At 72.4% G+C, this 23,705-nt stretch carries 19 protein-coding genes; 15 read left to right on the top strand and 4 right to left on the bottom strand.

The genetic code is table 11. The annotated features are described in order from the left end of the window. Positions 1 to 43 precede the first annotated feature (43 nt). From RV986_RS11720 to RV986_RS11655, 14 genes are read left to right on the top strand one after another with little or no spacing between them, the layout of a single operon-like run. Complete coding sequence (locus RV986_RS11720; RefSeq protein ID WP_475917331.1) at positions 44 to 3,301, top strand: WD40 repeat domain-containing protein; 3,258 nt, start codon at positions 44 to 46, stop codon at positions 3,299 to 3,301. Next, positions 3,298 to 4,338, top strand: coding sequence for a radical SAM protein (locus RV986_RS11715; RefSeq protein WP_475917330.1), 1,041 nt, complete (start codon positions 3,298 to 3,300; stop codon positions 4,336 to 4,338). Before RV986_RS11720 ends, RV986_RS11715 begins: the two co-directional genes overlap by 4 nt. After that, positions 4,335 to 4,544 (top strand): radical SAM-modified peptide, FtsH ternary system-associated, encoded by a 210-nt coding sequence (locus tag RV986_RS11710; protein ID WP_475917329.1) that lies wholly within the window; start codon positions 4,335 to 4,337, stop codon positions 4,542 to 4,544. Before RV986_RS11715 ends, RV986_RS11710 begins: the two co-directional genes overlap by 4 nt. Further along, complete coding sequence (locus tag RV986_RS11705; protein WP_475917328.1) at positions 4,535 to 5,176, top strand: hypothetical protein; 642 nt, start codon at positions 4,535 to 4,537, stop codon at positions 5,174 to 5,176. The genes RV986_RS11710 and RV986_RS11705 overlap by 10 nt, the downstream gene beginning before the upstream one ends. After that, the gene (locus RV986_RS11700) at positions 5,173 to 6,384 is read left to right on the top strand and encodes a HesA/MoeB/ThiF family protein (protein WP_475917327.1); all 1,212 of its coding nucleotides are present in this window, start codon (positions 5,173 to 5,175) and stop codon (positions 6,382 to 6,384) included. The genes RV986_RS11705 and RV986_RS11700 overlap by 4 nt, the downstream gene beginning before the upstream one ends. Continuing rightward, positions 6,381 to 7,850 carry a hypothetical protein gene (locus RV986_RS11695; RefSeq protein WP_475917326.1) on the top strand — a complete coding sequence of 490 codons (1,470 nt, stop codon included), beginning with the start codon at positions 6,381 to 6,383 and terminating at the stop codon, positions 7,848 to 7,850. Before RV986_RS11700 ends, RV986_RS11695 begins: the two co-directional genes overlap by 4 nt. Then, entirely contained in the window at positions 7,847 to 8,863 is a 1,017-nt protein-coding gene (locus RV986_RS11690) for a JAB N-terminal domain-containing protein (protein ID WP_475917325.1), read from the top strand. The genes RV986_RS11695 and RV986_RS11690 overlap by 4 nt, the downstream gene beginning before the upstream one ends. Next, positions 8,860 to 9,828, top strand: a complete 969-nt coding sequence (locus RV986_RS11685) for a hypothetical protein (protein ID WP_475917324.1) — start codon at positions 8,860 to 8,862, stop codon at positions 9,826 to 9,828. The genes RV986_RS11690 and RV986_RS11685 overlap by 4 nt, the downstream gene beginning before the upstream one ends. Then, a complete protein-coding gene (locus tag RV986_RS11680; RefSeq protein WP_475917323.1) occupies positions 9,825 to 12,014 on the top strand; it encodes an ATP-binding protein in 2,190 nt (729 codons plus the stop codon). Before RV986_RS11685 ends, RV986_RS11680 begins: the two co-directional genes overlap by 4 nt. Continuing rightward, positions 12,011 to 13,228, top strand: a complete 1,218-nt coding sequence (locus RV986_RS11675; protein WP_475917322.1) for an AAA family ATPase — start codon at positions 12,011 to 12,013, stop codon at positions 13,226 to 13,228. Before RV986_RS11680 ends, RV986_RS11675 begins: the two co-directional genes overlap by 4 nt. Beyond that, positions 13,228 to 14,004, top strand: coding sequence for a hypothetical protein (locus RV986_RS11670; RefSeq protein WP_475917321.1), 777 nt, complete (start codon positions 13,228 to 13,230; stop codon positions 14,002 to 14,004). Before RV986_RS11675 ends, RV986_RS11670 begins: the two co-directional genes overlap by 1 nt. An 8-nt stretch (positions 14,005 to 14,012) precedes the next feature. Continuing rightward, a complete protein-coding gene (locus RV986_RS11665) occupies positions 14,013 to 14,270 on the top strand; it encodes a hypothetical protein (RefSeq protein ID WP_475917320.1) in 258 nt (85 codons plus the stop codon). Continuing rightward, positions 14,260 to 14,970 carry a hypothetical protein gene (locus tag RV986_RS11660; protein WP_475917319.1) on the top strand — a complete coding sequence of 237 codons (711 nt, stop codon included), beginning with the start codon at positions 14,260 to 14,262 and terminating at the stop codon, positions 14,968 to 14,970. Before RV986_RS11665 ends, RV986_RS11660 begins: the two co-directional genes overlap by 11 nt. A 48-nt stretch (positions 14,971 to 15,018) precedes the next feature. Further along, positions 15,019 to 16,776 carry a hypothetical protein gene (locus tag RV986_RS11655; protein WP_475917318.1) on the top strand — a complete coding sequence of 586 codons (1,758 nt, stop codon included), beginning with the start codon at positions 15,019 to 15,021 and terminating at the stop codon, positions 16,774 to 16,776. Between the two features lie 22 nt (positions 16,777 to 16,798). Here RV986_RS11655 and RV986_RS11650 read toward each other — a convergent pair whose 3' ends face one another. Next, a complete protein-coding gene (locus RV986_RS11650; RefSeq protein WP_475924253.1) occupies positions 16,799 to 17,566 on the bottom strand; it encodes a polysaccharide deacetylase family protein in 768 nt (255 codons plus the stop codon). 471 nt (positions 17,567 to 18,037) lie between these two features. Between RV986_RS11650 and RV986_RS11645 the strand changes: the two genes are divergently transcribed. Further along, positions 18,038 to 19,801 carry a hypothetical protein gene (locus RV986_RS11645; RefSeq protein WP_475917317.1) on the top strand — a complete coding sequence of 588 codons (1,764 nt, stop codon included), beginning with the start codon at positions 18,038 to 18,040 and terminating at the stop codon, positions 19,799 to 19,801. A 13-nt stretch (positions 19,802 to 19,814) separates the two neighbouring features. On the opposite strand, the gene RV986_RS11640 is transcribed toward RV986_RS11645, so the two are convergent. Genes RV986_RS11640 through RV986_RS11630 form a run of 3 tightly spaced genes read right to left on the bottom strand, consistent with a single transcriptional unit; the run spans position 19,815 to position 23,704 of the window. Continuing rightward, positions 19,815 to 21,710: an ABC transporter ATP-binding protein gene (locus RV986_RS11640; protein ID WP_475917316.1), complete on the bottom strand. Its 1,896-nt coding sequence runs from the start codon at positions 21,708 to 21,710 to the stop codon at positions 19,815 to 19,817. Then, positions 21,707 to 22,900, bottom strand: coding sequence for a glycosyltransferase (locus RV986_RS11635; RefSeq protein ID WP_475917315.1), 1,194 nt, complete (start codon positions 22,898 to 22,900; stop codon positions 21,707 to 21,709). Before RV986_RS11635 ends, RV986_RS11640 begins: the two co-directional genes overlap by 4 nt. Beyond that, complete coding sequence (locus RV986_RS11630; RefSeq protein ID WP_475917314.1) at positions 22,901 to 23,704, bottom strand: alpha/beta fold hydrolase; 804 nt, start codon at positions 23,702 to 23,704, stop codon at positions 22,901 to 22,903. Position 23,705: the final 1 nt, after the last annotated feature.

Raw genomic sequence — 23,705 nt, 5'->3', positions numbered from 1 at the left:
ACCCCTGGTGACGCCTCGTCCCGGTGAGCCCGTGACCGTGGAGATGCGCACACTGCATGTGCTGGACGGGCACACCGAACGGTTCCAGGCGGAGATGGTCTGGACGGACATGCCGGACGGCAGACGCCTGTTGGTCTCCGCTTCCGTCGACGGAACCGCGCGGACGTGGGACGGACGTACCGGCCTTCCGATCCACGCCTTCACGCATCGAAGCGGCGCCCCGGGGTCCGAGCCCGAGACCGTGGATCCGGCGGACCCGAATCCGTTTGCCACCTTGACCAGACACTGTATCTACGCTGTCGACACGTTCGTCGCCCCGGACACCGGGCGGCTCTGCGTCGTGAGCGTCGGTCTGGACGAGTGGGTCAACATCTGGGACGCCGAAGCGGATGTGCTGCTGAACTCCTTCGACTGCGGGATGGGGCGGATCCTCGGTGTCGCGTGCGTCTGGAACGGCGACGACCTGTCGGTGGTGACGGTCGGCGATGCGGGAGCTCAGTCGTGGAACCCGTTCACGGGTGAACGCCAGTACGCGTCGTCGTACGGGAGGGACCTCTACAGCCTGGGTCGGCTGCGCCTGCCGGACGGTACGGAACTCCTCGCTGTCGGGGACGGAGTCGGCCAGGTGCACATCCTCGATGGCCATACCGGTGGTGTGCGGCGTGTTCTGAACGTCAAGTCGTCGGATTCCGGCTCCCGCGACCTCGTGACCTCCTCGAATCTGGTGCTGTCCGAGCACGGCACGGCACTCGTGGCCGTCACGCAGAACACGGGGCGGGTCTCGGTCTGGGATGTGCACAGCGGCGAACTGGTCATGAACCTTGAAGGACACGAGGATTCGGCGTCGTCGGTGTCCTGGGTGACGCTGCCGGACGGCAGGCTCCTGCTGGCCAGCAGCGGCAGGGACAACACCGTGCGGATCTGGGACCCCGCCGCCGGAGTGTGCGTCATGACCCTCCGGACGCCCGATGAGGTCGGTGGTGTCACATGGGCGCGTCCGGAGCGGGACAACGTGATGCTGGCGGGCGGCTGCGGTGACGCCCACGGGTATGTCTGGGAGGTGCGCTGGTCGCCTGTCCTGGCGGCGGCGGACGGGGAGTCCACGGGCGGCGGGCGGCCGGTGGCCGGGGCGTCGGAGGGAAGCGGGGTCGTGGGTCTCACCGCCACGCCGGTATCCAGCGGCAGGGGGCGGACGCAGGCGGTCGGCTGGCGCGTGACGAACGACGATCCCGTGCCACACGTGCTCACCGTGAGGCGGTCGGGCGAGGTGGAGGCCGCCGCCGTCGCCGTATCGTCGGACGGCACGGAGCGGCAGGTGTTCGGCGAGCACGGCGGCCTGGTCATGCTGAAGCCCTCCGAAGCGGGCGGCTCGGTGGGCCGAACACAGCCGCTCCACGCCGGCGGCTACCGGTGCGTCGCCTTCGCGGAGACCCCGGAGGGGCGTCTGCTCGTCGCGGCCGACGTCGGCAGAACGGGCGTCGTGGTCGTGGATGTCACGCATGAATTCGCCCGGGGCGTGCGGACCTTCTCCACCGTCCCCATGACGGTCACAGCGGTCGCGCTCGGTGCTCTGCCCGACGGGCGGAACCTGGTGGCGGCAGCCCACGCGGGGGTCGGAGTGGACATCTGGGACACGACCGTCCCCGCGCCGCTGGCGCAGCTCAACACGGCCACGACCTCGCGCGGGATGGCTTTCGCCAGGACGCCCTACGGGCGGACGGTCTTCGCAGTCGGCCAGGACTACGGCCTGACCCTTTATGAGACCGAGGACGGGCTCACCGTGAACCTGGCAGCCGGCCTGCGCGGGTACCTGCCGACCGGCGCCCAGGTGAGAACCGTCTCCTGGCTCACTCTCCCCGACGGCCGCATGCTGCTCGCCGCAGGTCTGATCAACGGTCAGGTGTGCGTCTGGGACTTCCCGGACCTGCACGGCCCGTTCGTCGTGGACACCCACTGCGGCTGGCTGGCCTCCGTCTCCCTCACGGTCGACCCCGCCGGCAATGCCTGGCTGGCTGCCGGCGGGGGCCGTGGCTGGTCGACCCATCTGCTGTCCCTCGACCCTCCGGTCGGGGAGGGTTTCTTGAGGGCGGCGCGGTCGCGGGCCGTCCCCGTCGCCGTCCGAAGCGCCGCCATGCCCGGACTGTTCGCCCTCGGACAGGCCGGCATGTGGCGGCCGTTGGGGGTTCTGGAGGACGCGCTGACGCTGACCGGCGCGGCACGCCAAGGGGCCCTGCACGACAGCCGGCTGGCCGTGCTGCGGGAGCACACGGGGGTCCGGAGGCTACGGGAGCTGAACTGGCCCGCGCGCGCCAGGGTCGCGCTCGGCGGTCTGCTGCTCGTGGACGCCGACTGCGGTGACGCGTGGGCTCCGCCCGAGGGCACCGGACCGGCCCAGTGGAAGGCGGCGTTCGGCGGCCTGCCTCCCGTCGCGCCGGGCGCCGAACCGACGGCCGTTCCCACGGTCGAGGAGCTGACGGCGGCCGCGGACCGGATCGGCGAGCGGACCGTGGCGATGCTGACGATACTGGGGCCGGACACCGCGGCCGCGGACCCGGGCCTGGTCCTGCGGCTGATCGGACGGGAACAAGACCTGCCGCCGCTCGGCGACCAGGGGCTCAGGCTGCTGACCGCGGCCTCGCTCGAACAGAGCAGGGTGACCTCGCGCGTCGGCGTCGCCACCCATGTGCCGGGGGCGGTCGGAGTCAGCCGGCACGGACTGCCGGGCCAACTGCTGCAGACCCAACTCGCCCTGCCGGAAAAGGTGTTGAAGCTGCGCCGGCTCACCGACGAGCTGCTCTACCGACAGCACTCCGCCTTCGTACCGCCCCGGCTGCGACCGGTGACCATCGTCCTGGACACGACACCGCCCACCTTCGGCGGCGCCGAGAACCTGCTGCGGCTGGTCGGGCATCTCGTCACCATGGCCCTCTGGCGGCAGGGCGAGCACCCTCGGCTCGTGACGACGGGCAGGCCGGACCGTGCCGTCGAGCTGACCGGCGCGGCCCAGCTGATGGATCTGTGGACCTCGCGCACCCTGCGCGCACCGGACGAGACCCTGCCCGCGGCGCTGGACACGGCACGCGCCGACCACCTGCCCGTCGTACTGCTCGCCCACCAGTACGCGCCACGCCCCGAACCCGCGCCGTGGCTGCGGCTGCTGACCACGTACCAGCCCGGTGAACGGCCCGTGCCGGGCCCGCTGAACGGTCACCACGTCCTGCCGCCCGACCCGCCCGTGGGGCAGCTCATGTCCACCGTACGAGCGCTGCTCGCGGACGGGGAACGGGGGACCGGACGATGACCACCCGGCAGGAGCCCTCGTGGCGACCCGCGCTGCTCGGCGAACCGTCCCGGGACGGACGGGTGCGCTGCGAGCTCTGCCCCTTCCGGTGCGACCTGCCCGAGGGGCGGGCCGGGGTCTGCCGGGTGCGCCGCAACCGCGCGGGCGTACTGGAGACGGCCACCTTCACCGCGGCCGCCGTCCACCTCGACGCCGTCGAACGCAAACCCCTCTACCACGTGCGTCCGGGCTCGCAGATCCTGACGGTCGCCGGTCCCGGCTGCACGTTCCGCTGCGACTACTGCATCAATCACCGGCTCTCGCAGTACGGCCGTGCCGACGGCTCCCCCTGGCTGGGCGCACCCGCCGACCCGGCCGCGCTGGCGGCGCGGGCGGCACGGACGGGAGCCGCCCTGGGACTGTCCTACTCCGAACCCGGGCTCGCGCCCGAACTGACGCTGGCACTCGCCGAGGAAGCGGCGCCCCTGGGCGTACCGATCGTCTGGAAGAGCAACGGGTTCCTGACCCGGCGCGCGATCCGCCTGGTCGCGCCCGTCCTGCTCGCCGTCAACATCGACGTCAAGGCCGCCGACGAAGCGACCCATCTCCGGCTCACGGGGGCTCCGTTGCGCCCCGTGCTGGAGGCGGTGGAACTGTTCCGCGAGGCCGGCGTCTGGGTGGAGGTCAGCACACCACTGATCCCCGGGATCAGCGACGCTCCGGCCCAACTGGGCCTCATCGCAAGGCGACTGGCCGCGGTGGACCCCGCACTGCCGTGGCATCTGCTGCGCTTCACACCCGACTTCAGGATGGCGGCCGCGACACCGACCCTGCCTTCGGCGCTGCGGGCCGGCCGGGACGCGGGCCGGGAGGCGGGGCTGCACTTCGTGTACGTCGAGCGCGCGCTCGGCGAGGACGGGCGCACCACCACATGTCCCGCCTGCGACAAGGTGATTATACGGCGTGGCGTGTGGGAAACACTGTCAAATGAGGTCGTATCGGGTGAGTGCCCAGGGTGTGCTCATCCCGTACCAGGCCGCTGGGGGACGGAACGATGACTGAGCATGTCTTTGTCGAGGCGCTGCCCGATCTGATCGCCGCCGCGGAGTACGCGGACCATCCGGACGGCGATCTGGTGCGTCTGCGGGTGAGGGTGACCGAGGCCGGCGTCGAGATCCTCGGGGACGCGATGCGGCCCGCCGCCGTGGAGGCGGTACTCGCCGCGCTGGGCGCACCCGAGATGGAGCAGATGCTGTGCGGCTAGAGGAACCGAGAGACGGGCTGAACGCCCAGGGCGCCGAGGACTTCTCCGAAGAGGCCGAGCTGCTGCTCGGTGTCGAGGACGGACTCGACCCGCAGCCCGCCGAGGAGCACATCGGCGTGGACGGGGACGTGCTGACCGGGCCGTCCTCGTGGTGGAACCACCGCCTGTGCACGGTCTGCGGCCACAGCTTCCGGCGCGGGGACCGGGTGCGGGTCGACCGCGGCTCCCGCACCGTGACGCACCTCGACCCGGCGCTGGCCTGCGTCGTCGCGGACGGCGACGACGCGGAATCCGCCGCCGTACGGGGCGGCGGGGAGACGACCGCCCTGTCGGAGGGGCTCCTGGACGCGTGGCCGCCGCTGGTGCCGGTGACCCGGATCCCGCGGGGTGACTGGCGGCTGCCGACCCCCGGAACCGGGCTGCGCGCACCGGTCTGCCTCTACTGCGGGCACACCTTCCGGGCCGGAGAGTACGTGGTCGTGTGCCCCTGCCGGCCCGAAGAGCGGGTGTGCGGAGCCTCGGTCCACCGGGATCCGGCCGCCGGACTGCCCTGCTGGGAACGCTGGCGGCCCGACGGCAAGGTCACCGTCTGCCCGGTGACGCTCGCCAAGGTGAGGAACAGGCCGTCGTGAACGTACGAGACGGGGCGGGCGTGCGGGACGGAGCAGACCTGCGGGCCGGAGCGGGCCTGCCGGACGAGGCGGGCCTGCGGGGCGAGGCGGGCCTGCGGGACGGGGCCGGCCTGCGGGGCGAGGCGGACCGTTTCGGGCGGCAGCGTCTCATACCGGGCTGGAGCCAGGAGCGGCTGGAGGCGGCGACCGCGGTGGTCGCCGGGGTGGGTGCGCTGGGCAACGAGGTGGCCAAGAACCTGGCCCTGGCCGGGGTCGGACACCTGATCCTCTGCGACCCCGACACGGTGGAACCGTCCAACCTCAGCCGTACGGTCCTGGTGACCGACGACGACGTGGGCCGCCCCAAGGCCGAGGCGGCCGCCCAGTCGCTGCGCCGGCTGAACCCCGCCCTCCACGCCGAACCCCGCGTCGCCGATCTCGCCGTCGGTGTCGGCCTCGGTGAACTCGCCGACGCGGACGTGGTGCTGGGATGCCTCGACTCGCGACGGTCCCGGCTGCGGCTGCTGGGCCGCTGCGCCCTGGTGGACGCGGTGCTGATCGACGGAGGCACCCAGCCCTGGGGCGGTGAGGTGCGCCTGCGCCGCTCGGCCGACGAGCCCTGCTACGGCTGTACGCTCTCGGCGGCCGAGCGAGCCGTGGGCGACCAGCCCTGGAGCTGCCGGGATCTTCGCGCCGCGGGGCCCGAGGCCTCCTCGATCGCCTCCACCGCGCTGGTCGCTTCCTGGATGACCCTGGCGGCGCTGCGTGTCCTCCTCGCCGACCCGCTCCCGTACTCCGTGCTCCGGATCGACGCGCTCGGCGGTGTGAGCGAACCGGTGAGCGTCCGGCGTGCCCCCGACTGCCCGCACCATCGTCCGCTGGAGGGGGAGGTGCGGACCGTTCCCGTCTCCTGCCGGGCCACGGTCGGTGAGCTGCTCGCCGTCCTGGAACCCGGCGAAGACCCCTTGTCCTGGAACGAGTTCGTCGTTCCCCGGCCTTGCAGCGGTTGTGGGCACTATCCTGACAAGGGGCGAACAAGCCCAACTCAAGCGGATATTGATGCCTCGTCATGCCGGCACTGCGGAGCCCTGGTGAGACCCGGGTTCAGCCAGCGGCTGCGTGTGGCGGATCCGGACACGACACTGACCGCACTCGGTGTCGCACCGGAGGACATCTTGTCCGTGCGCCGGCCGGAGGGGGGCTACGCATGGCGGAGGCTGGAGAAATGAGTCAGCCGCCACGGCGGCCCCAGGCCGGCTCGCAGCGCGCCCAGGACATTCAGCTCAGCCCCCATGACCGAGGCGTACTCCTCCGAGCGGTCGCGAGCATCTACCGCAACATGGAATCGGCCAGCCTGCTGCTGGACAACATCCGCTTCCCGTCGAGCCAGCTTCCCGGGTTCAGCAGCCCGATCAACTTCTGGAACGAGGTCTTCTTCCAGATGGAGGCCGGCGTGATGGCCACGCCCTTCCGGCTGATGCTCGAAACGGTCGTCCAGACCTACGGCTCCCGCGACGACCTGAGTGAACTCGTCGAGCGCTACGGCCTGTCGAACGGACCACCCGCGGACGAGGACACCCCGGAGACCTGCCATGTCATCGTCAGGGCGGAGAACGAGGAGGAACGCGACGTGGCCCGGCGCGTCCTCGGCGAGGCGGGCCAGCACCCCCGCGAGGTCTGGTCCACGCCGCACGCCGTCTCGTACCAGGTCTCGGCGACCGAGCCCGGCGCGCTCCGCCGCCACCTGGAGCGCACCGACCTCGGCTGGACCGTGGTGCCGCCCGGCAGGCCCGACTATCTGCTGAACCTGCTCTACGTCCAGGGCCCCGACGGACGCCAGTGGCGGATCACCGACGCCCCGGCCGCACAGACGGTCGGCAATGTGGCCGCCCAGGTGGTCGAGCAGTACGGCGCGGGGATGGACACGTCCGTGCCCACTGTCATCGACCACGAGGGTCCCGGCGGGAGGCGCCGCCGGATGAACCCCGACAGCACCCTGGACGAGGAAGGAGTGCGCGACGGCGACCGGATGCACGTCGGTTTCGAAGCGACCGCGGGCGCGGGCAACCCGCTGGAGCGACAGGACGCCCTCTACCGGGTACGCAACCAGATCCTCGACTTCGCCGAGCAGAACACCGACTTCGAGGTGCGGGTGAACTCGACGACCCTGCCCACCGAGTACGAACTGCGCTTCGAACATCCCGGTTTCGGCCCCCCGGCGGGAGCGGGCGGCGGCCCGGTCCTGGTGTCCCGGCACGCGGTCCTGGTGCAACTCGGCCCCGATTTCCCCGAAACGGCGCCGTTCGTCTTCTGGGAGACACCCATCTTCCACCCGAACGTCTTTCCCAACTACGAGTGCGAGCTGTACCGCGCCCACCCGGAGAGCCGGGGCGCCGTCTGCCTGGGAGCCATCGCCGAGTCGTACGTGCCCTCGCTGGACTTCGCCGACGTATGCCGACTGCTGATCGACATCGCCGCCTACCGCAACTACGGCATCGAGGTGGAGGCGGGCCCCATCGACGCGCGCGGTGAATTCGCCACGCACGCCAACTTCTTCGACCCGTTGGCCGCCATGTGGGCCAGAGGGAGCGAGGGCAGGCGGCGGATCGCGGAGATCGGCGGCTCGCCCGAACACCGGGTGACGCAGGGCCGGGTCCGGTATCCCAACGTGATCGAAGCGGTCGACGGACCATGACGGTCCTGGAGGTCGAGCTGTTCCGCAGCGACGACTACGTGAGTGCGGGACAGGTGCCGCTGGTCCCGCTGCTGCGCCGGGTGTTCGAGCCGCTGATCGGACAGTCCCTCGCGGGCACCCGCTTCGAGCTGCTGTTCCTCCCGGTCCCCGACCGGCGCACGCTCTCCGGACAACCCTCACTGATCAATCTGCGCAGCAGCCACGGCTATGTCCAGGTGCGCATCATGCACAACGCCGGGGTGCTGTATCAGCACCCCCATTCGGTACGGGAGATCATCGGCCGCCCGCTGCAGGAACTGCTGCTGGAGCGCGGGGAGGACGAGACCCACTGGGGGTTCGGCGTACGCGGGCCGGGCCTCGACCGGATCGCCCTGGTGCGGCCCGCCCCGGAGATGGTCAACCGCGTGGACATTCCACCCCGCCGGCGCAGGACCGACCTCTTCCACATCGAGGAGGTCGCGGCGCCCGACCCGCCCCGGGCCGACCTCGCCTCACTCGGTGTCGCGAAGGCCGAGGGGACATGGCTGCCGGACGACCCGGCACAGGTCGCGGTGGTGGTCGCCCCGTCGGTGCTGCGGGACCTCACCGAGGAACTGCCCTTCTCGGACGAGGTGGAGGAAGGAGGCTTCCTCGCCGGACACGTCTACCGCGACGAGAGCCGTTCCGAGGGCCATCTCGTCCGGGTGAGCGCCGCACTGCGCGCCGAGCGCACCGGGGCGTCCATGTTCCACTTCACCTTCACGGGGGAGAGCTTCCTGCGGGTCAGCGAACTCCTCGCCGAACGCGCTCGCGGCGAGCAACTGATCGGCTGGTACCACACCCATCTCTTCGAGGCCACCAGCGCCATAGGACTGTCCTCCATCGACGTCGACCTGCACACCTCCACCTTCCACCAGCCCTGGCAGGTGGCGGCGCTGGTCAACATCGCCTCGGACGGCGGCCGGATGCTGCGGTTCTACCGGGCCGACGGCCGCAAGATGGCCCAGGCGCCGTACTGGGTGGCGGGCCGGTGAACGCCGAGACCACCGCCCTGCGCGTGCTGACCTGGACGATCGAGCCGAAGGGCGAGCCGCCCCGGGGCCCGCTCTGGGAGGTGGCCCGGCTGCGCGCCCCGGGCGAACAGGTCCGCACGATGCTCGCCGAGACCGCCCGCGGCAGCGCGGCACGGCTCGGCGCGGGACGGCCGCCCCTCGGCGAACAGGACCGCACGGTCGGACTCGGCGCGCTGCTGCTGGCCGCGGCGGTCGGAGGCCGGGGCCAGCGGGAACCGGCCCGGCGACTGGCCGAGACCGCCGAGGAACGATTCCCGTCCCGCCGCGCTCCGGGGGCGGCCCGGTGGTACGACGTCCTCGCCCGGCACGCGGTGGTGGCACCGGCGGTCCTGGCGCTGTGGTCCCCGAGCGAGGAACGGCGCAGGAAGCGGCCCTCGGCGCCGGCAGGCCAGGTACAACTCCTCGACGCACCGCCGGACGAGAGCGAACCCTGCACGGAGACACTGCTGCGTCGCTCACCCCTCACCGCGGTACTGCACCGCCCGGCCCACAGCAGACTCCAGGCCGGCGCGACCGCGGCCGAACGGGAGACGGCGGCCCTGCTGCTGACGCTCACCCGGGGCCGCGAACTCCTCATCACCGGCCTGTGCCGATGGTCCCCGGATCCGGCCGTGCTCACCTGGCGGGCCGAACTGCTCACCCTGCTCGACGAACAGGACCCCGAACTGATCCTCGACGTGTGCACAGCGGCCCGGCTGCGCCACGGCGGCCATTGGGACGAGCGACTGCGGCGCGCCACCAGGAACCTGATGCTGGAGGGCCCCGCGGACACATCGGCCCTCGCCACGGCACGGTTCTGGGCGCCGCTCGCCATGAAACGCCGCAACGGAACGGACCTCGCCCGGGCCCGGCCCCTGCTCAAGGGGTACGAGCAGGCCCTTCAGCTTGTCCACACCTACGGTCTGACCAGGACAGGTGCCGGATGACCACGCCACGTATGCGCACCCTCACCTTCGCTCCCGCCGACCCCAGGGGATTCGAGTCCCGCTACCTCATGGCCGAAGTCGAGACACCCGAACTGACGCTGGGTGAACTGCTCGGCGAGTACCCGGCACTCGGCCTCGAACCGGTCCGCCCCGAGTTCCTGCGACTCAAGGTGACCTCCCTGCTGCTCAGGTCCGTGGCCGACCCGGAGCCCGGTCTGCCCCTGTATCTCGTGCCGGGTACGGCGGTGGCGGGCCTGGGCACCCTTGGCGACCAGGACGGGGCACCCGACGCCACCGCGCCCGCCCCGGCCGCCACCGCGGACACCCCGGCGTCCGAGGAACCGCCGCTGCCCGCCGCCGGGCACCCCGAGCGGCTCAGCGAACGGCAGGCGGTGCTCGCCGCCCACGACGTCGACATCAACACCGCCGCCACCTACCTCTCCAGCGGCCTGTCGGTGCTGGTGCGCTGCGAGAAGCTGCTGGTGGAACATCTCGCGGGGGAGATCGCGGGCCGTTCCGGACGACCCCAGCGGATGGTCCGCGCCACCGGAACCGCCGGCGGTGCGGCGGACCCGATGCGGCAGCTCGCCCCGGACCGGCGTGGCGCCCTGATGACGGCGCTGCAGACCGAGGTCGCCCAGGCGCAGCCCGGCGACGTGGTCGTCGTCCCGCACCTGGACCTGCTGGCGGGCGGCAGCGACGCGGCACTCAGCGCGGAGGCCCGCGAACTGACGGACGTGGTCTACGAGCGGAGCGGCACCGTGCTGCTCGCCTTCACCGACCCCTCCCTCGTCATCCCCGAAGTACTGGCCAGTCGCTTCGACGTGCGTCTCGCCATGGACATCCTGCCCCGTCTGGTGCCCGTCGCCGGAGGCGACACCGCTCCCATCGGACAGGCCCTGGTGACCCGCGACGAGGCCGAACTGTTCGAGGGGTTCGAGGCCGTCGAGCTCTACAAGCACGTGGCCGGAATGAACCCCGTACGCCTGCGCCACGCCCTGCACTACGCCTACGGCCGCCACCGGGGCGCGCACGACCCGGCCGGACGGCCGGAGCCGGTGCGGCCCCGGTTCGAGGATCTGCTGCACGAGCTGCGCACGTTCAAGGTGCGCACGTCCAGCTCCTTCGAGATCCCGAACGTGCCCTTGAAGCAGATCGGCGGCTACCACGAGGTCAAGGAGGAGCTGAAGCGGGCCATCGAGATCATCGGCGGGGCGGTGTCCGACCTGTACGGCCTCTCCCCGCAGCTCGCGCACGACCTGGTGCCCCGCGGCTTCATCTTCCACGGCCCGCCCGGCACCGGTAAGACACTCTTCGCGAAGGCGGTCGCCAGCATGCTGGGCGGCACCATCCAGGTCGTCTCCGGACCCGAGGTCACCGACATGTACGTCGGCGAGAGCGAACGCAAGATCCGGGAGCTGTTCGCCGAGGCCCGGCGCAACGCGCCCGCCGTGCTGGTCTTCGACGAGTTCGACTCCATCGCCGCCCGGCGCAGCGGCCGGGAGGACGGCGGCAGCCGGGCCGGCAACGCCATCGTCGCCCAGCTCCTCACCGAACTCGACGGCTTCCGGCCCGACGTCCCCGTCCTCATCATCGGGACCACCAACCGCATCGACCTGATCGACGACGCCCTGCTGCGGCCGAGCCGCTTCCGGCCCGTCAAGATCGACCTGCCGGACGAGGAGGCCCGCCGTGCCATCGCGTCCGTGCACGCCCGGCACTTCGAGGTGCCGACGACCGACAGGCTCCTGGACGCCATCGCCCGTGCCACCGAGGGCATGAACGGCGACGAGATCCGTTCGCTGTTCCGCGACGCACGCGCCGACCAACTGGTGGGCCCCGGCCTGCGGGTGCCGGACGCGCGGCGCTTGGGCGAACTCATCGGAGCGCTGCGCCGGGCGCGCCAGCAGCGTGAACTCGACAAGGCCCAGCCCGTCGGACGACCGCCCGGGGGCGGCGGGCGCCCCGCCCTCTCCCTGCTGGTCACCCGGCGCCGGGGAGCAGCCGGCGCCGGCCCGTCGGCCGGTGGCGTACAGGTCGCCGAGAACGTACCCGACGACCCGGACACCCCGGACGCCCAAGACATCCCTGACACCCCTGACACCCCTGACACCAGGGCAGTCACCGACGCCACGGGCGTCACCGACATCCCTGACCACCCCTCGGACGAGGAGACCGCCTCGTGAGCATCGACACGGGCCTCGACGCCGACGTACGCCTTCTCGCACTCGGCTACGCCAACCGCCTCAAGGAGGTCAAGCAGCACTTCGTCGGCCGGGACGAAGTGGTCGAACTCCTGGGGCTCGCCGCCCTCTGCCAGGAGCACATCCTGGTCATCGGCCCGCCCGGCACGGCCAAGACCAGTCTCATCGACCGGTTCTGCCAGGTTCTGGACACCCGGCCCTTCAGCTATCTGCTGACCCGGTTCACCGAGCCCGCCGAGTTGTTCGGGCCCCTCAACGTCGAGCTGTTCCAGAAGGAGAGCATCTACGAGATCAACACCGAGGGCATGCTTCCCGAGGCCCGCGTGGCCTTCCTCGACGAGGTCTTCCAGGGCAGCTCGGCGATCCTCAACACGCTGCTCACGCTGATCAACGAACGTACGTTCCACACCGGTCGGACGGTTGTCCGCACCCCGCTCGTCACCCTGGTCGGCTCCTCCAACGAGATACCGGCCGACCCGGTCCTCGGTGCCTTCAGCGACCGCTTCCTGCTGCGCTGCAACCTGGACTACGTGGGTGACGAAGAGGTCGAGGAGGTACTGGCCCTGGGGTGGCAGGGAGAGCGGGAACGCATCGCGCGCGGCGGGACCGACGGCGAGGGGACGGCGCCGCTCACGGACCGCGAACGCACGCTGGTCAGCATCGCCCCCGACGATCTGCGCACCCTGCAGCGGGCCGTGGCCACCATCGACGTGTCGGAGATCCGCGGCACCTACACCCGTATCCTCCAGAGCTTCCGCTCCGAGGGCATCACCTTCTCCGACCGGCGGGCCGTCCGCGCCCAGAAACTCTTCGCGGCCTCGGCGCTCGCCGCCGGGCGGAGCAGCGCGCGGCCCTCGGACCTCGCCCGCCTCGTCAACCTCTGGACCGATCCGCGGGACGAGCCGTCGATCCGGCGGATCGTCGCCGACCACGGAGTCCCCGTCCAGGAGTCCGGCGGGCGCGTCCGCGAGCTCTTCGAGATCATCCAGGTGGATCTCCAGGAGCTGGTGGCCCGCCGCGACCAGGCCGACTCGCGTGAGCAGCTCCACGAACTGATGCGGCAGACCCAGCGACTCGCCTCGGAGCTGCGCCGCGACCACCCCGAGGAGCACGAAGCGCTGCGCTCGGTACAGCGGGAGCAGCGCACGACCGTCGAACTGTTCCGTGAGAAGTACGGCGACGAAGGGCTCTACTGATGTGCAATCCACGCCGGGTCCGGGTCCATGCCACCCGTGCGCTCGCCCACGCCTGGGAACAGGAGATCCGCCGTCGGGTCACCCGCACGGGAGAGGCCCACGGCGAGGCCAGGATCCGCGAGTCGCTCGGCGACACCGTCGGCGCTCCGGCGCTCACGGCACTGCCCGCGGTGCTGGCCCGGACACCGGGCTGGGAGCAGGGCGAGGACGGGCTGTTCCGGCACGTTCTGCACGGCGGCTCCCTCACCTACGACCCCGCCACCCGGGAGCTGGAGATCTCCGCCCGGGTGGCCGCCACGGTCACCGCGTCGGGCGAAGCCGCCACGGTGGTCCAGGCACAGGTGAACGACACCGTCGAGGCGGAGGGCGTCGGCACCTACTACGACGACAACTGGGGCGGACGCACCGAGGAGGACGCCGCCAAGGACGCTCAGGAGGACCTGGAGCGCTCCCTCGCCGCCGCACGGCAGAGCCGCCTGGACGAGGAGAACCGACGCGCCGAGGAACGCGAGAGCGAGGCACTGGATGTGCGGGCCGCGGCCCGTGCGGACCGTGCCTTCTCGGCGGCGTCCGAGGAACGGGCCCGCGAACTGCGGCTCGCCGCGGAGGAGTTGCTCCTCGCCGTGGGGGTGGAAGGACGCAACCTGCTGCACCGGGCCCTTGCCGAGGCCTACCGGGACGCACTGCTCGCCTACGCCCGCGTGAGGGGTGCCGAGCGACTGAACGTCAGCGAGACCGACGGCGTTCTGGAGATCGAATTCGACCTGAGGCTGTAGGAGGCCCGATGCGAGTACGGATCAAGTTCCGCTATCGCGCCGACACCGGGGAGGTGGAACTCTTCCAGGTCGACGATCTGCGGGACGGCCCCGCCCTCGCCGACCACGACGCCCGCCACCACCAGGCCGCGGTGGATGTGGCACGTGTGGTGGAGAACGGCGCGCTGGTCGAGGAACTGCACCCCGGAGCGGAACCGGAGGCCCCACGTACGCCGGAGGACCGGTCCACGGACACCCCGCGGCGGGAGCGGCTCCGTGACCAGTAGCCGCCTGTACACCCGGGCCGGGCACGCGTACGAGCTGGCCGGGCTGCCTCTCGACGCGGCCCGCTGCTACGCGGCGGCGGGATCCCATCGGCAGGCCGCCGACCTGCTGGCGAGGACGGGGGAGTACGCCGCGGCGGCGGTGGAGTACGGCCGGGCCAACCGCACGGATCTGGCGGCCTGGACGCTGGCCCATCATCTGGCCGACCCGGTGTCCGCCAGGTCCGTGATCGAGCGGCACGGCGACGCCGACACCACGGGCCCGCCCGTCCTCCACGAAGGTTTCGCGCTGCGGCACTCCCTGGTCCTGGCTCGCTGCGACCTCGCCGAGGGCGGCGGACCCCGGGACGTGCTGCGGGTACTGGGCGAGGCGAGGGCCGAACTGGCGAGGTCCGAGACCGCCTACGACCCGTTCGTCGAGCAGTGGGCGGTGGCGATCGCCGAGTGCGCCGGACGCCCCGACCAGGTGGCGCTGCTGTTCGCCGCGTCGGTGCGCGGCCACCGGCTGGGCGCGGCGCAGCGCTGGCAGGAGTGGGCCCGGCGCGTGCTCGGTACGGAGCTGTCGATCCCCTCGCCGGAGCAACGGGCCGCGGATTTCCGTTCCACGCGGGAGAACTCGACCCACGTGAACCTGAATGTCGTCTCTTCCGAGCCACCGCGCCCGGGCCGGCCGCCGCCCGCTTCCGGAGCGGTCCCCTCGTGAGAAGTCTCGTCGTGATACGTCTCGTCACCTTTCGAACCAGGATGATCCATGGCACGTCGCAGGAACGGTTCGACGCCACCGCCTCCGGAGCAGCCGCCGACGGGCGGACGACCGCACAGGCCACCGACCGGCGGCATCCAGCCCGTCGAGGACGGCGTACCGCCGCCCGCGCCGCTGCCGCTGCGCCCGGTCGCGCCGCCACGGGTCCGGGTCCAACGCCCCGATCCGGACGCCCGCGTGGCGAGCCGGTTCCGCACGGCGTCCTCCGCCCTCGCCTACGCCGGCCAGCTGCCCGGAACCGGAACCGGAACCGGGACCGGAACCGGGACCGGAACCGACGGTGACGCCGGGACGAGCTGTTTCCGCGGGCCGGGGGCGCACGACTGGTGGGTCGTGGCCGACCTCTCCCTCGAAGCGGTCCGGGAGATGAGCGCCGCGACCGGCGGCCGTGTCTACGTCGAGCTGAACCGCGCTCTGGTACGCGACCGGGGCTGGGGCGGAGCGCCGACGGAGGCCTCGCCGGGCCCGACCGTACCGCTGGACGCCCTGACCCCGGTGGAACCGCTGGAGCTGATGCGTGCCGCCGGACTGCGTACCGTGGCCCCCGTGCCCCTGCGGGAGGCCGTGCTGCTGCTGCCGGGCGCACAGGTGCCGACGGCGGTGCGGCGGGCGCTGGACCTGGGACTGAGCGTGCGCTACCGCACGGTGCTCCTCGCACCGCTGTTCCCCGCCCGCCGGGATGCCGCCGTCAACGGGGGCGGGACCTCCGCGGAGGGCGGCGAACAGATCGTCACCTACGAAGTGCGGGTGACCGCGCCGGGCGACTCGGCGCTCCCGGGATCACTCCTGACCGCGCTGGAGCGGGACCCCTTCACCCTGGTGTGCCGCAGCGCCGGGAGCGCGCTGCTGATGCAGCATCGCAGGAGTTCACCCCTGTCCGACCGCCGGCTGGAGGCCATGGCGGGCCACGAGGTCTGGCTGCTGGCGGACAGCGTCCACGGCTGCTCCCGGCTGCGGCCGCTCGCCGACTTCTGCGACGGCGCCACCCTGGTGACGCTCGCCGAGGACCGCCCCCTGACGAATGTCACGGCGGACGCGGCCGGCGGGGACGAAGCCGCGCTCGCACCGGCTCCGACACCGGTGACGCTCGTCCGGGCCCGCACCCCCGGGGCCAAGGTCGATGCCGTGCTGCTGGACGCCGGGGACTACGCGCTGCTCCCCGCGCTGCTCGCCGGACGTCCCCTCGCCGACGCGGCACTCCTGACCGAGGGGCGTGACCGGTATCTGCTCACGGCGCCCGGCGGAGTGCTCGAACAACTGCCGGTCGGAACGTCGTTGTACTGCCTGGGACCGGGCAATCTCTTTCTGCCGCTGGGACACCGTACGCAGCCGCTGCTGCCGCCCACCGCCCGCACCCGCCTCTTCCACGCGGATCCCGCCACGGCCATCGTGCTGCAGCCCGGGGCGATGCTGGTCTTCGACCTGACACACCGCCGACCGGTGTGGGACATCTGGGCCGGACCGCTGCCGGAGGTGGATCTGCAACTCCCGGCGGAGGCGGCGGACGGGCTGTCCGCCGTGGCCGACCTCGCGGCCCCGCCCTCGGCCCGTGCGAAGGCCACCGTGCAGCGCCCGGTCCTGGACCGCATCATGCGGCGCAACCACAGTCTGCCGAGAACCTGGCGCGACGACGCGTACGACGCCGAGCTGGCCGGTGATCTGGAGACCGCGGCGGACATGCATCTGCGCAACCACAACCCCCTGGGCGCGGCCCGCCTCCTGGAGCGCGCCGCCGAGCGGGGCTGACCGGCCGGTGAACCGGCACCTGTCAGGGGCGGTAGACCGTACCCGGCTCGGCCTTCCCCGGGGCCAGCAGCTGCGGCACGGTCACGAACACATACCCCCGCTCCTTGAGCGCGTCGATGATTCCGGGCACCGCGGGCACGGTGCCTGGGTAGAGGTCGTGCAGCAGGATGATCCCGTCCCGGGTCGACTGCTTCAGGACGCGCTGCTGTATCACCTTGGGGTCGAACGTCTTGTAGTCCTTGGCGGTCACGCTCCACAGGACCTCCGAGAGGCCGAGTTCGCGGCAGATCCTGTGCACGGTGTCGTTGGTCCGCCCCTGCGGCGGGCGCATGAGCGTCGGCCGCTTTCCGGTGAGCTTCTCGATCGCGTCGTCGGGCTTCTCCAGCTCCTGACGTATCTCGGCGGGCTTGATCTTCGTCAGGATCTTGTGGTCCCAGGTGTGGCTGGCCACCTCGTGCCCCTCGGCCGCCATCCGCTTGACCAGCTCCGGGTACTTCTCTATGTGCCGCTTGCCGAGCAGGAAGAACGTCGCCGGGACCTTCTTCTCCTTGAGGATGTCGAGCAGCCGGGCCGAGTTCTCGCTCGGCCCGGCGTCGAAGGTCAGCGCGATGCACTTGGCCTGACGGCAGTCGACCGTCCCGAACGCCGCCTGGGTGCCGTGCGCGGCCCCGGTGCGGGCGGCGGCCGGCGCGGTGGTGTGGACGGTCGTGCACCCCGTCAGGGGCAGGGCAAGCGAAACGGCCGCCACAAAGGCGGCCGTCGGACGGAACCCGCTCCCCGGTCTCTTCATCTTCTTGGTCGGTGAACTCTTGGTCAGCGAAGGCATGCCGAGACTATACAGGTGATGTATACATCGCCTTTATAGCGGCTCAGGTGTGCCCGCACACCCGGAAAAGCGCTGCTCAGACGTCCAGCAGCGCGCGCGCCCGCACCGGCGGCCCGCTCTCGAACGACCGGTTCGCGGCCAGGCCCGTCACCAGCGACCGTGCCCCGTTTCACCGCGAGCTTGAGGGGATCGGCGGTGCCCGTCCGTCCCCCGAAGAGATTCGCCTGCATGCGGACAGCGCGCAGGGTTGATATCTCCGACCTCTGGTGTACGGGTCTTGTAGTGACATCCGCACATTATCTAGGGTCACTCCACGTGCAAGCGCTTTCTGAATGGGAGGGGTCTGGCGGTGGCGCTCACCGCGATCGACGTACGGGACCAACACCCATCCCCAAGCCCATCCCCAAGCCCGCGCGACCCCTCTCAGGAGCCCCAGTGACAGCCCGCAGAACCTTCCTCGCCTCCCTCTCCGACAGCGGTGCCCCGGTGGACACCGACTTCGTGGAGTTGCTCACCGCGACCGCCGAGACCCGCGCCAAGGCGGTCCTCGACGGCTACGCCGACTGCCTCGTCGACCTCCGCGACGGCGGCGAGGCCCGCTCCACGGCCCGTGCGCTGCGCACGCTCGTGTCGGTGTACGTGCACGAGGGCTCGGTGTACCACCACTCCGACGCGCTGCTCGGCCCCGCCGCCGAACTCGCCGACGCGCTCGCCGAGGAGCAGTACGACAGCGGGGTGTGGGAGCACGGGGCGGACGGCAACCCGCCGGACACCGCCTTCTCGATCGTCGACCTCAACCTCATCCACCACCTGCTGGACGAGGACGCCCACGAGCCGACCACCGGACTGCGGGCGACGATCGAGCGGATCCTGCGGGCGGCGGGCCCCGCTCTCGCGACCGGCGGGGTGCACACCGCGAACCACCGCTGGCTGGTCTGCGCGGCCCTCGCCCGCATGCACGCCCGCCGGCCCGACCCCGCCCACGCCGAGCGCATCGACACCTGGCTCGCCGAGGGCATCGACCAGCTGCCCGGCGGCGAGTACAGCGAGCGCAGCCCCAACTACTCGGCGGCGGTGACCAATCCGGCGCTGCTCGTGCTGGCCCGGCACTACGGACGTACGGACCTCTACGCGAACGTACGCGACAACCTGGCCGCCAACCTGTACGTCATCGAGCCCAACGGAGAGGTGGAGACGGTCCACTCGCGCCGCCAGGACCAGACGAGGGTCCGGTATCTGCCCGAGTTCTGGCTCCAGTACCGGGAGATGGCGCTGCGGGACGGCGACGGGCGGTTCGCGGCGGTGGCCGCGCTGCTGCAGGAGCGCGGCACCGACCAGACCTTCGGCGAGACCCCGCTCGGCGAGCGGCTGGCCCAGGTCCTGGACCAGCCGGAGCTGGCCCTGCGGCTGCCCGAGGCGGCGGACCTGCCGGACGACTTCGAGCACCACGACGCCGGCTGCCGCCTCGTCCGGGTCCGCAGGGGGGCGCACACGGCCAGCGTGTTCGGCGGTACGGACTTCCCGGAACTGCACGCCATCTCCTCCGGCCTGTCCACCAACCCGACCTTCTTCAAGATGCGCAAGGGCGCGGCGATCCTGGACTCGCTGCGGCTGGCCCCGCGGTTCTTCGCGCTCGGCCACTTCCGGGCGGAGGGACTGGAGCGCACGGACGACGGCTGGCGGCTGCACGCCGAGGTCCGCGGCGCCTTCCACCACCCGCTGCCGCCCGAGCACCGCCGTCCCGACGGGGACTACGCCCTCACCGACGACAGCCGTTTCTGGTCCGCGATGGACTTCCCGCACCGCCCGAAGGAGTACCGCACGCTCCGTACCGAGGTCCTGGTCCGGGAGGTCGGCGCCGGAGCCTGGGACATCGCCTTCGACCTCTCCGGCGAGGGCTGCGCGAGCCCGCTCGCCCTGGAACTCTGCTTCCGCCCCGGCGGCACCCTGACCGGGGACGGCCTCGAACCCGTCCCCGGCTCCCCGGACACCTTCCAGCTCGTCTCCGGCGAGGCCACCTACGCCGTCGGCGCCGACCGCATCACCTTCGGCCCCGGCAACGGCAAGGGCGGCCGGCAGCCGGCGGTGGTGGACCCGGGGGAGCGCTACGCGTGGCTGCGCGGCTCCCTGACTCCGGACGGGGTACGGGTGCTGATCACGGGGCGCTCGCCGCTGGCGTACCGGCTGACACTGCGCTGACCGATCCCGCCGTTCACGCCGGGGGCTCGGCCGCCAGCAGCTGGGTGGCGGCCAGTTCGCGGTAGAGGTCGTCGTCGTCGACCAGGGAGTGGTGGGTGCCGACGGCGCGGACGTCGCCGTGCTCCAGGACCACGATCTGGTCCGCGTCGGTGACCGTGGACAGCCGGTGGGCGATCAGCAGGACCGTGCAGCGGCCTCCGGTGCGCGCGACGAGTTCGCCCAGCGCCTGTTCGTTGCGGGCGTCGAGCTGGGCGGTCGCCTCGTCCAGCAGCAGCACCTGAGGGCGGCGCAGCAGGGCGCGGGCGATGGCGAGGCGCTGTCGCTCGCCGCCGGACAGGGTCACACCGCGCGGGCCGACCGGGGTGTCCAGGCCCTGGGGCAAGCGGGCGAGGAGGCCGTCCAGACGGGTGACGGCCAGCGCCTCGGTCAGCTGTTCCGGGGTGGCGGAGGGCGCCGCGTACAGCAGGTTCTCGCGGAGCGTGCCGGCCATCACCGGGGAGTCCTGCTCGACGTACGCGATCCGGCGCCGGACCTCGGCGCGCGGCAGGGCCGCGATGTCCTGGCCGCCGATCCTGATCGTGCCGGCGGTCGGCTCGTAGAAGCGCTGCAGGAGCGAGAAGAGGGTGGTCTTGCCCGCGCCCGACAGACCGACCAGCGCGGTCCGGGTGCCGGCGGGGACGGTGAAGCTCACCCCGCGCAGGGCGGGGACCCGCCCGGGGTAGGCGAACTCGACACCGGTCAGCTCGACGGCGGGCGGTGCGGCGTGGGCGGGGGTGTGCGCGGGCGCCGGTGCGTCGATGTCGTCCTCGACCGGCAGCGCGCCCGCCTCCTGGATCCGGCCCACCGCGCCCAGCCCCTGCTGGAGCTGGGCGGCGCCGCCGACCAGCTGCGACACGGGGCTCGCCAGGAAGAACACGTACAGCAGGAAGGCGATCAGCTCGGACACCGACATCGTGCGGTTCGCCACGAAGGTGCCGCCCACGCCGAGCACGACCAGGAACGAGGTCTGGATGGCGGCGCCGCCGACCATGGTGACCAGGGCGCTGTAGCGGGCGCCGACCAGCCCGGCCGCGTACGCCTCCTCGACCGCGTCCTCGGCGGCGCCCGTCTCGCGGCCCTCGGCGCCGTTGGCCTTGACCGTGCGGGCCGCGCCCAGGGTGCGGTCGAGCACGGCGCCGACCGCGCCGACGGACGCCTGGGAGCGGGCCACGGCGGCCTTGATCCGGGGCAGGATGACGGTGATCACGACCCCGACCAGGGTCAGCACCAGCACCGTGACGCCGAGCAGACGCACGTCGAGCGTCGCCATCATGAACAGCGCCCCGGCGAAGGTCAGGACGCCGTTGACCGTCATGATCAGGCCCTCGGTGGCGGCGCTCTTGAGCAGGGTGCTGTCGGAGGTGACACGGGCGATGAGGTCGCCGGGGGCCCGCTGGTCGAGCTCGGCGACGCGCAGCCGGATCAGCCGGTGCACCAGGCCGCGCCGCACCTGCCGGACCACCCGCTCCGAGGTCCGCTGCTGGAGCCAGGCGTTGAGACCCGTGAGCAGGGCGCCCGCGACCAGGAACACGGCGAGCAGGGCGACCGGCGTGGCCACGCTGCCGCCGTCGTCCAGCCGGTCCAGGATCGCCTGCGCGAACTTCGGCTGCACCAGCCCCGACACACTGGCCAGGAGGGTGAGGACGAGGGACAGCAGCAGCACCCGCCAGTGCGGTCGGGCGTAGCCGATGAGGGCGGCCAGGGTGCCGGTGGGGGCGCCCGGGTGGCCTTGCCCGGAGGCCTTGTCCGTCCGGCCCGCCGTGCGGCCCGTCTTCGGCCCCGGCCCGGGCGCTTCGGCCGCCGGCGGGAGACCGCCGGGGCGGTGTCTGCCGGTCGCCGTCAGGTCGTCGGTCGTGTTGTTCTCGCTCATGCGCCGCTGGCTCCGGTCACGGCCGGCTCGGCCGACAGGGTTTCGAGGCGGGCCGCGGCGGACTCGCTGCCGCCCGCGGCGCGGAAGGACTCGCCGACGGACCGGGCCGCCGCGCGGTGGCCTTGCGCCGGGTCGAGGACGGCCTCGACGGCCGCGCGGATCCGGGTCGCGTCGGCGCGCCCGAACCGCAGCCGTACCCCGGCGCCCGCGTCCACGACCTGACCGGCCACGATCGGCTGGTCGTCCCGGATCGGCGCGACGACGAGCGGGACGCCGTGCCACAGCGCCTCGCAGACGGTGTTGTGCCCGGCGTGGCAGACGACCGCGTCGAGCCGTTCCAGCAGCGCGAGCTGCGGCACGTACGGGCGGACGAGGATGTTCGCGGGGAGGGGGCCCTCGACCAGGCCGCCCGGGTCGACGAGTACGGCCCGCAGCCGGTCCGCCGCCCCGCCCAGGGCTTCGGCGGCCGCGTTCAGGAAGCGGGCGCCCGCGTCGTTGTTGGCCGTGCCGAGGCTGACCAGGACGACGGGCAGGGCGGATTCGTCCAGCCAGGCCCAGGGGAAGTCGTGGCCGCTCCCGGAGCGGGCGGCGACGGACGGGCCCACCAGCCAGACCTGGTCGGGGAGTTCGACCGGGCCGACCAGCGCGCGGGAGGTGTAGGCGAGGACGCCGTGCGGCGAGAAGCGGGGGTCCGCGGTGCCGGAGCCGTCCGCGATCCGCTCGCGCAACTCCACCAGCAGTCCGTCCAGCCAGGCCGCGACCTTGGGCATGCCGGCCAGTGGGTCGACCAGTTCGGCGGAGGTGGTGGCCGAGGTCACCCAGACCCGCCCGAGCGACTCGGCGACCAGCGCGCCCGCCACCGCCTGCTGGTCGCAGACGACGACATCGGGGTCGTACGCCTCGATCGCCGCCCGCACTCCGGGCGCCATCGCGTCCGCCAGCGGGACGAGGAAGCTCTCCCAGAGGAACTGGAAGGCTGCGGGTCCCTTCAGATCGGCGGGCCGGGACAGCGCGTCCTCGGGGAGGGCACAGGAGAAGACGACGGCGTCGGTGCCCGCGAGAGCGCGGACGAGTTCGGGATGGCCCGCCCAGGCGATGTCGTGCCCACGGGCCGCGAGTGCCGCCGCGGTGCCCACGGCCGGGTTGACGTGCCCGACCAGCGGGGGCACCACGAACAGGAACCTGCCCATCTAGAGCGCCTCCCGCAGCGTGTGCGCCTCCTGGCCGAGCAGCCAGTCGCGGACCAGGGCGTAGGTGTCCTTGGTGGCCTCCACCAGCACCGAGTGACCGAGGTCGGGCAGCACGACCGTACGGCAGTCGGCGAGCGAGGCCTCCAGCATCCCGGTCTGGGCGGAGAGCTTGGACGCGCCGCCGAAGATGGCGAACACCGGGCAGCGGATCGCGGACAGGTCCTCGTCGAGGAGCGTGCTGAGCGGGATCTCCTGGGCGAGCGCGGTCTCGTCGAGCACCCGGCCCGCCGCGCGGAACGGCCGGGCGTTGCGCTCGCCCGGGTTCTCCTGCAGCCACTGGGTGACTTCCTGGACGACCAGGCCGCCCTGCTCGCCGACCAGACCCTCGTACATGCTCTCCGCCCAGGTCCGGGCGGGCGGCTCGGCCTCGATGGCGATGACACTGGCGACCCGCTCGGGGCGGGCGGCGGCCATGGCGTACGCGACGGCGCCGCCGAAGGAGTTGCCGACCAGATGCACCGGGCGTTCGATCGCCAGCGCGTCGAGCAGCCCGTCGAGGTCGCCGACGAAGTCCTCCATCCGGTAGCCGGTCGGCGGCCGGGAGGTCTTGCCGTGTCCTCGCAGGTCGTACATGACGACGTCGAGGCCCTCCTCGGCGAGCTGCGGCGCGAGGCTGAAGTAGTAGCTGGCGAGGCTGTCGATGAGCAGGCCGTGGATGAGGACCACGACGGGGCGCGGGGAACCGCTCTCGTGGCCCAGCCGCTGGACGTGTACGTCGATGCCGTTCACCCGCATGGCCGCCATG

This window comes from Streptomyces sp. RLA012 (genome assembly GCF_056270325.1).
The sequence above is the reverse complement of the archived record's forward strand: the minus strand, read 5'-3'. Positions and strand labels throughout refer to the sequence as shown.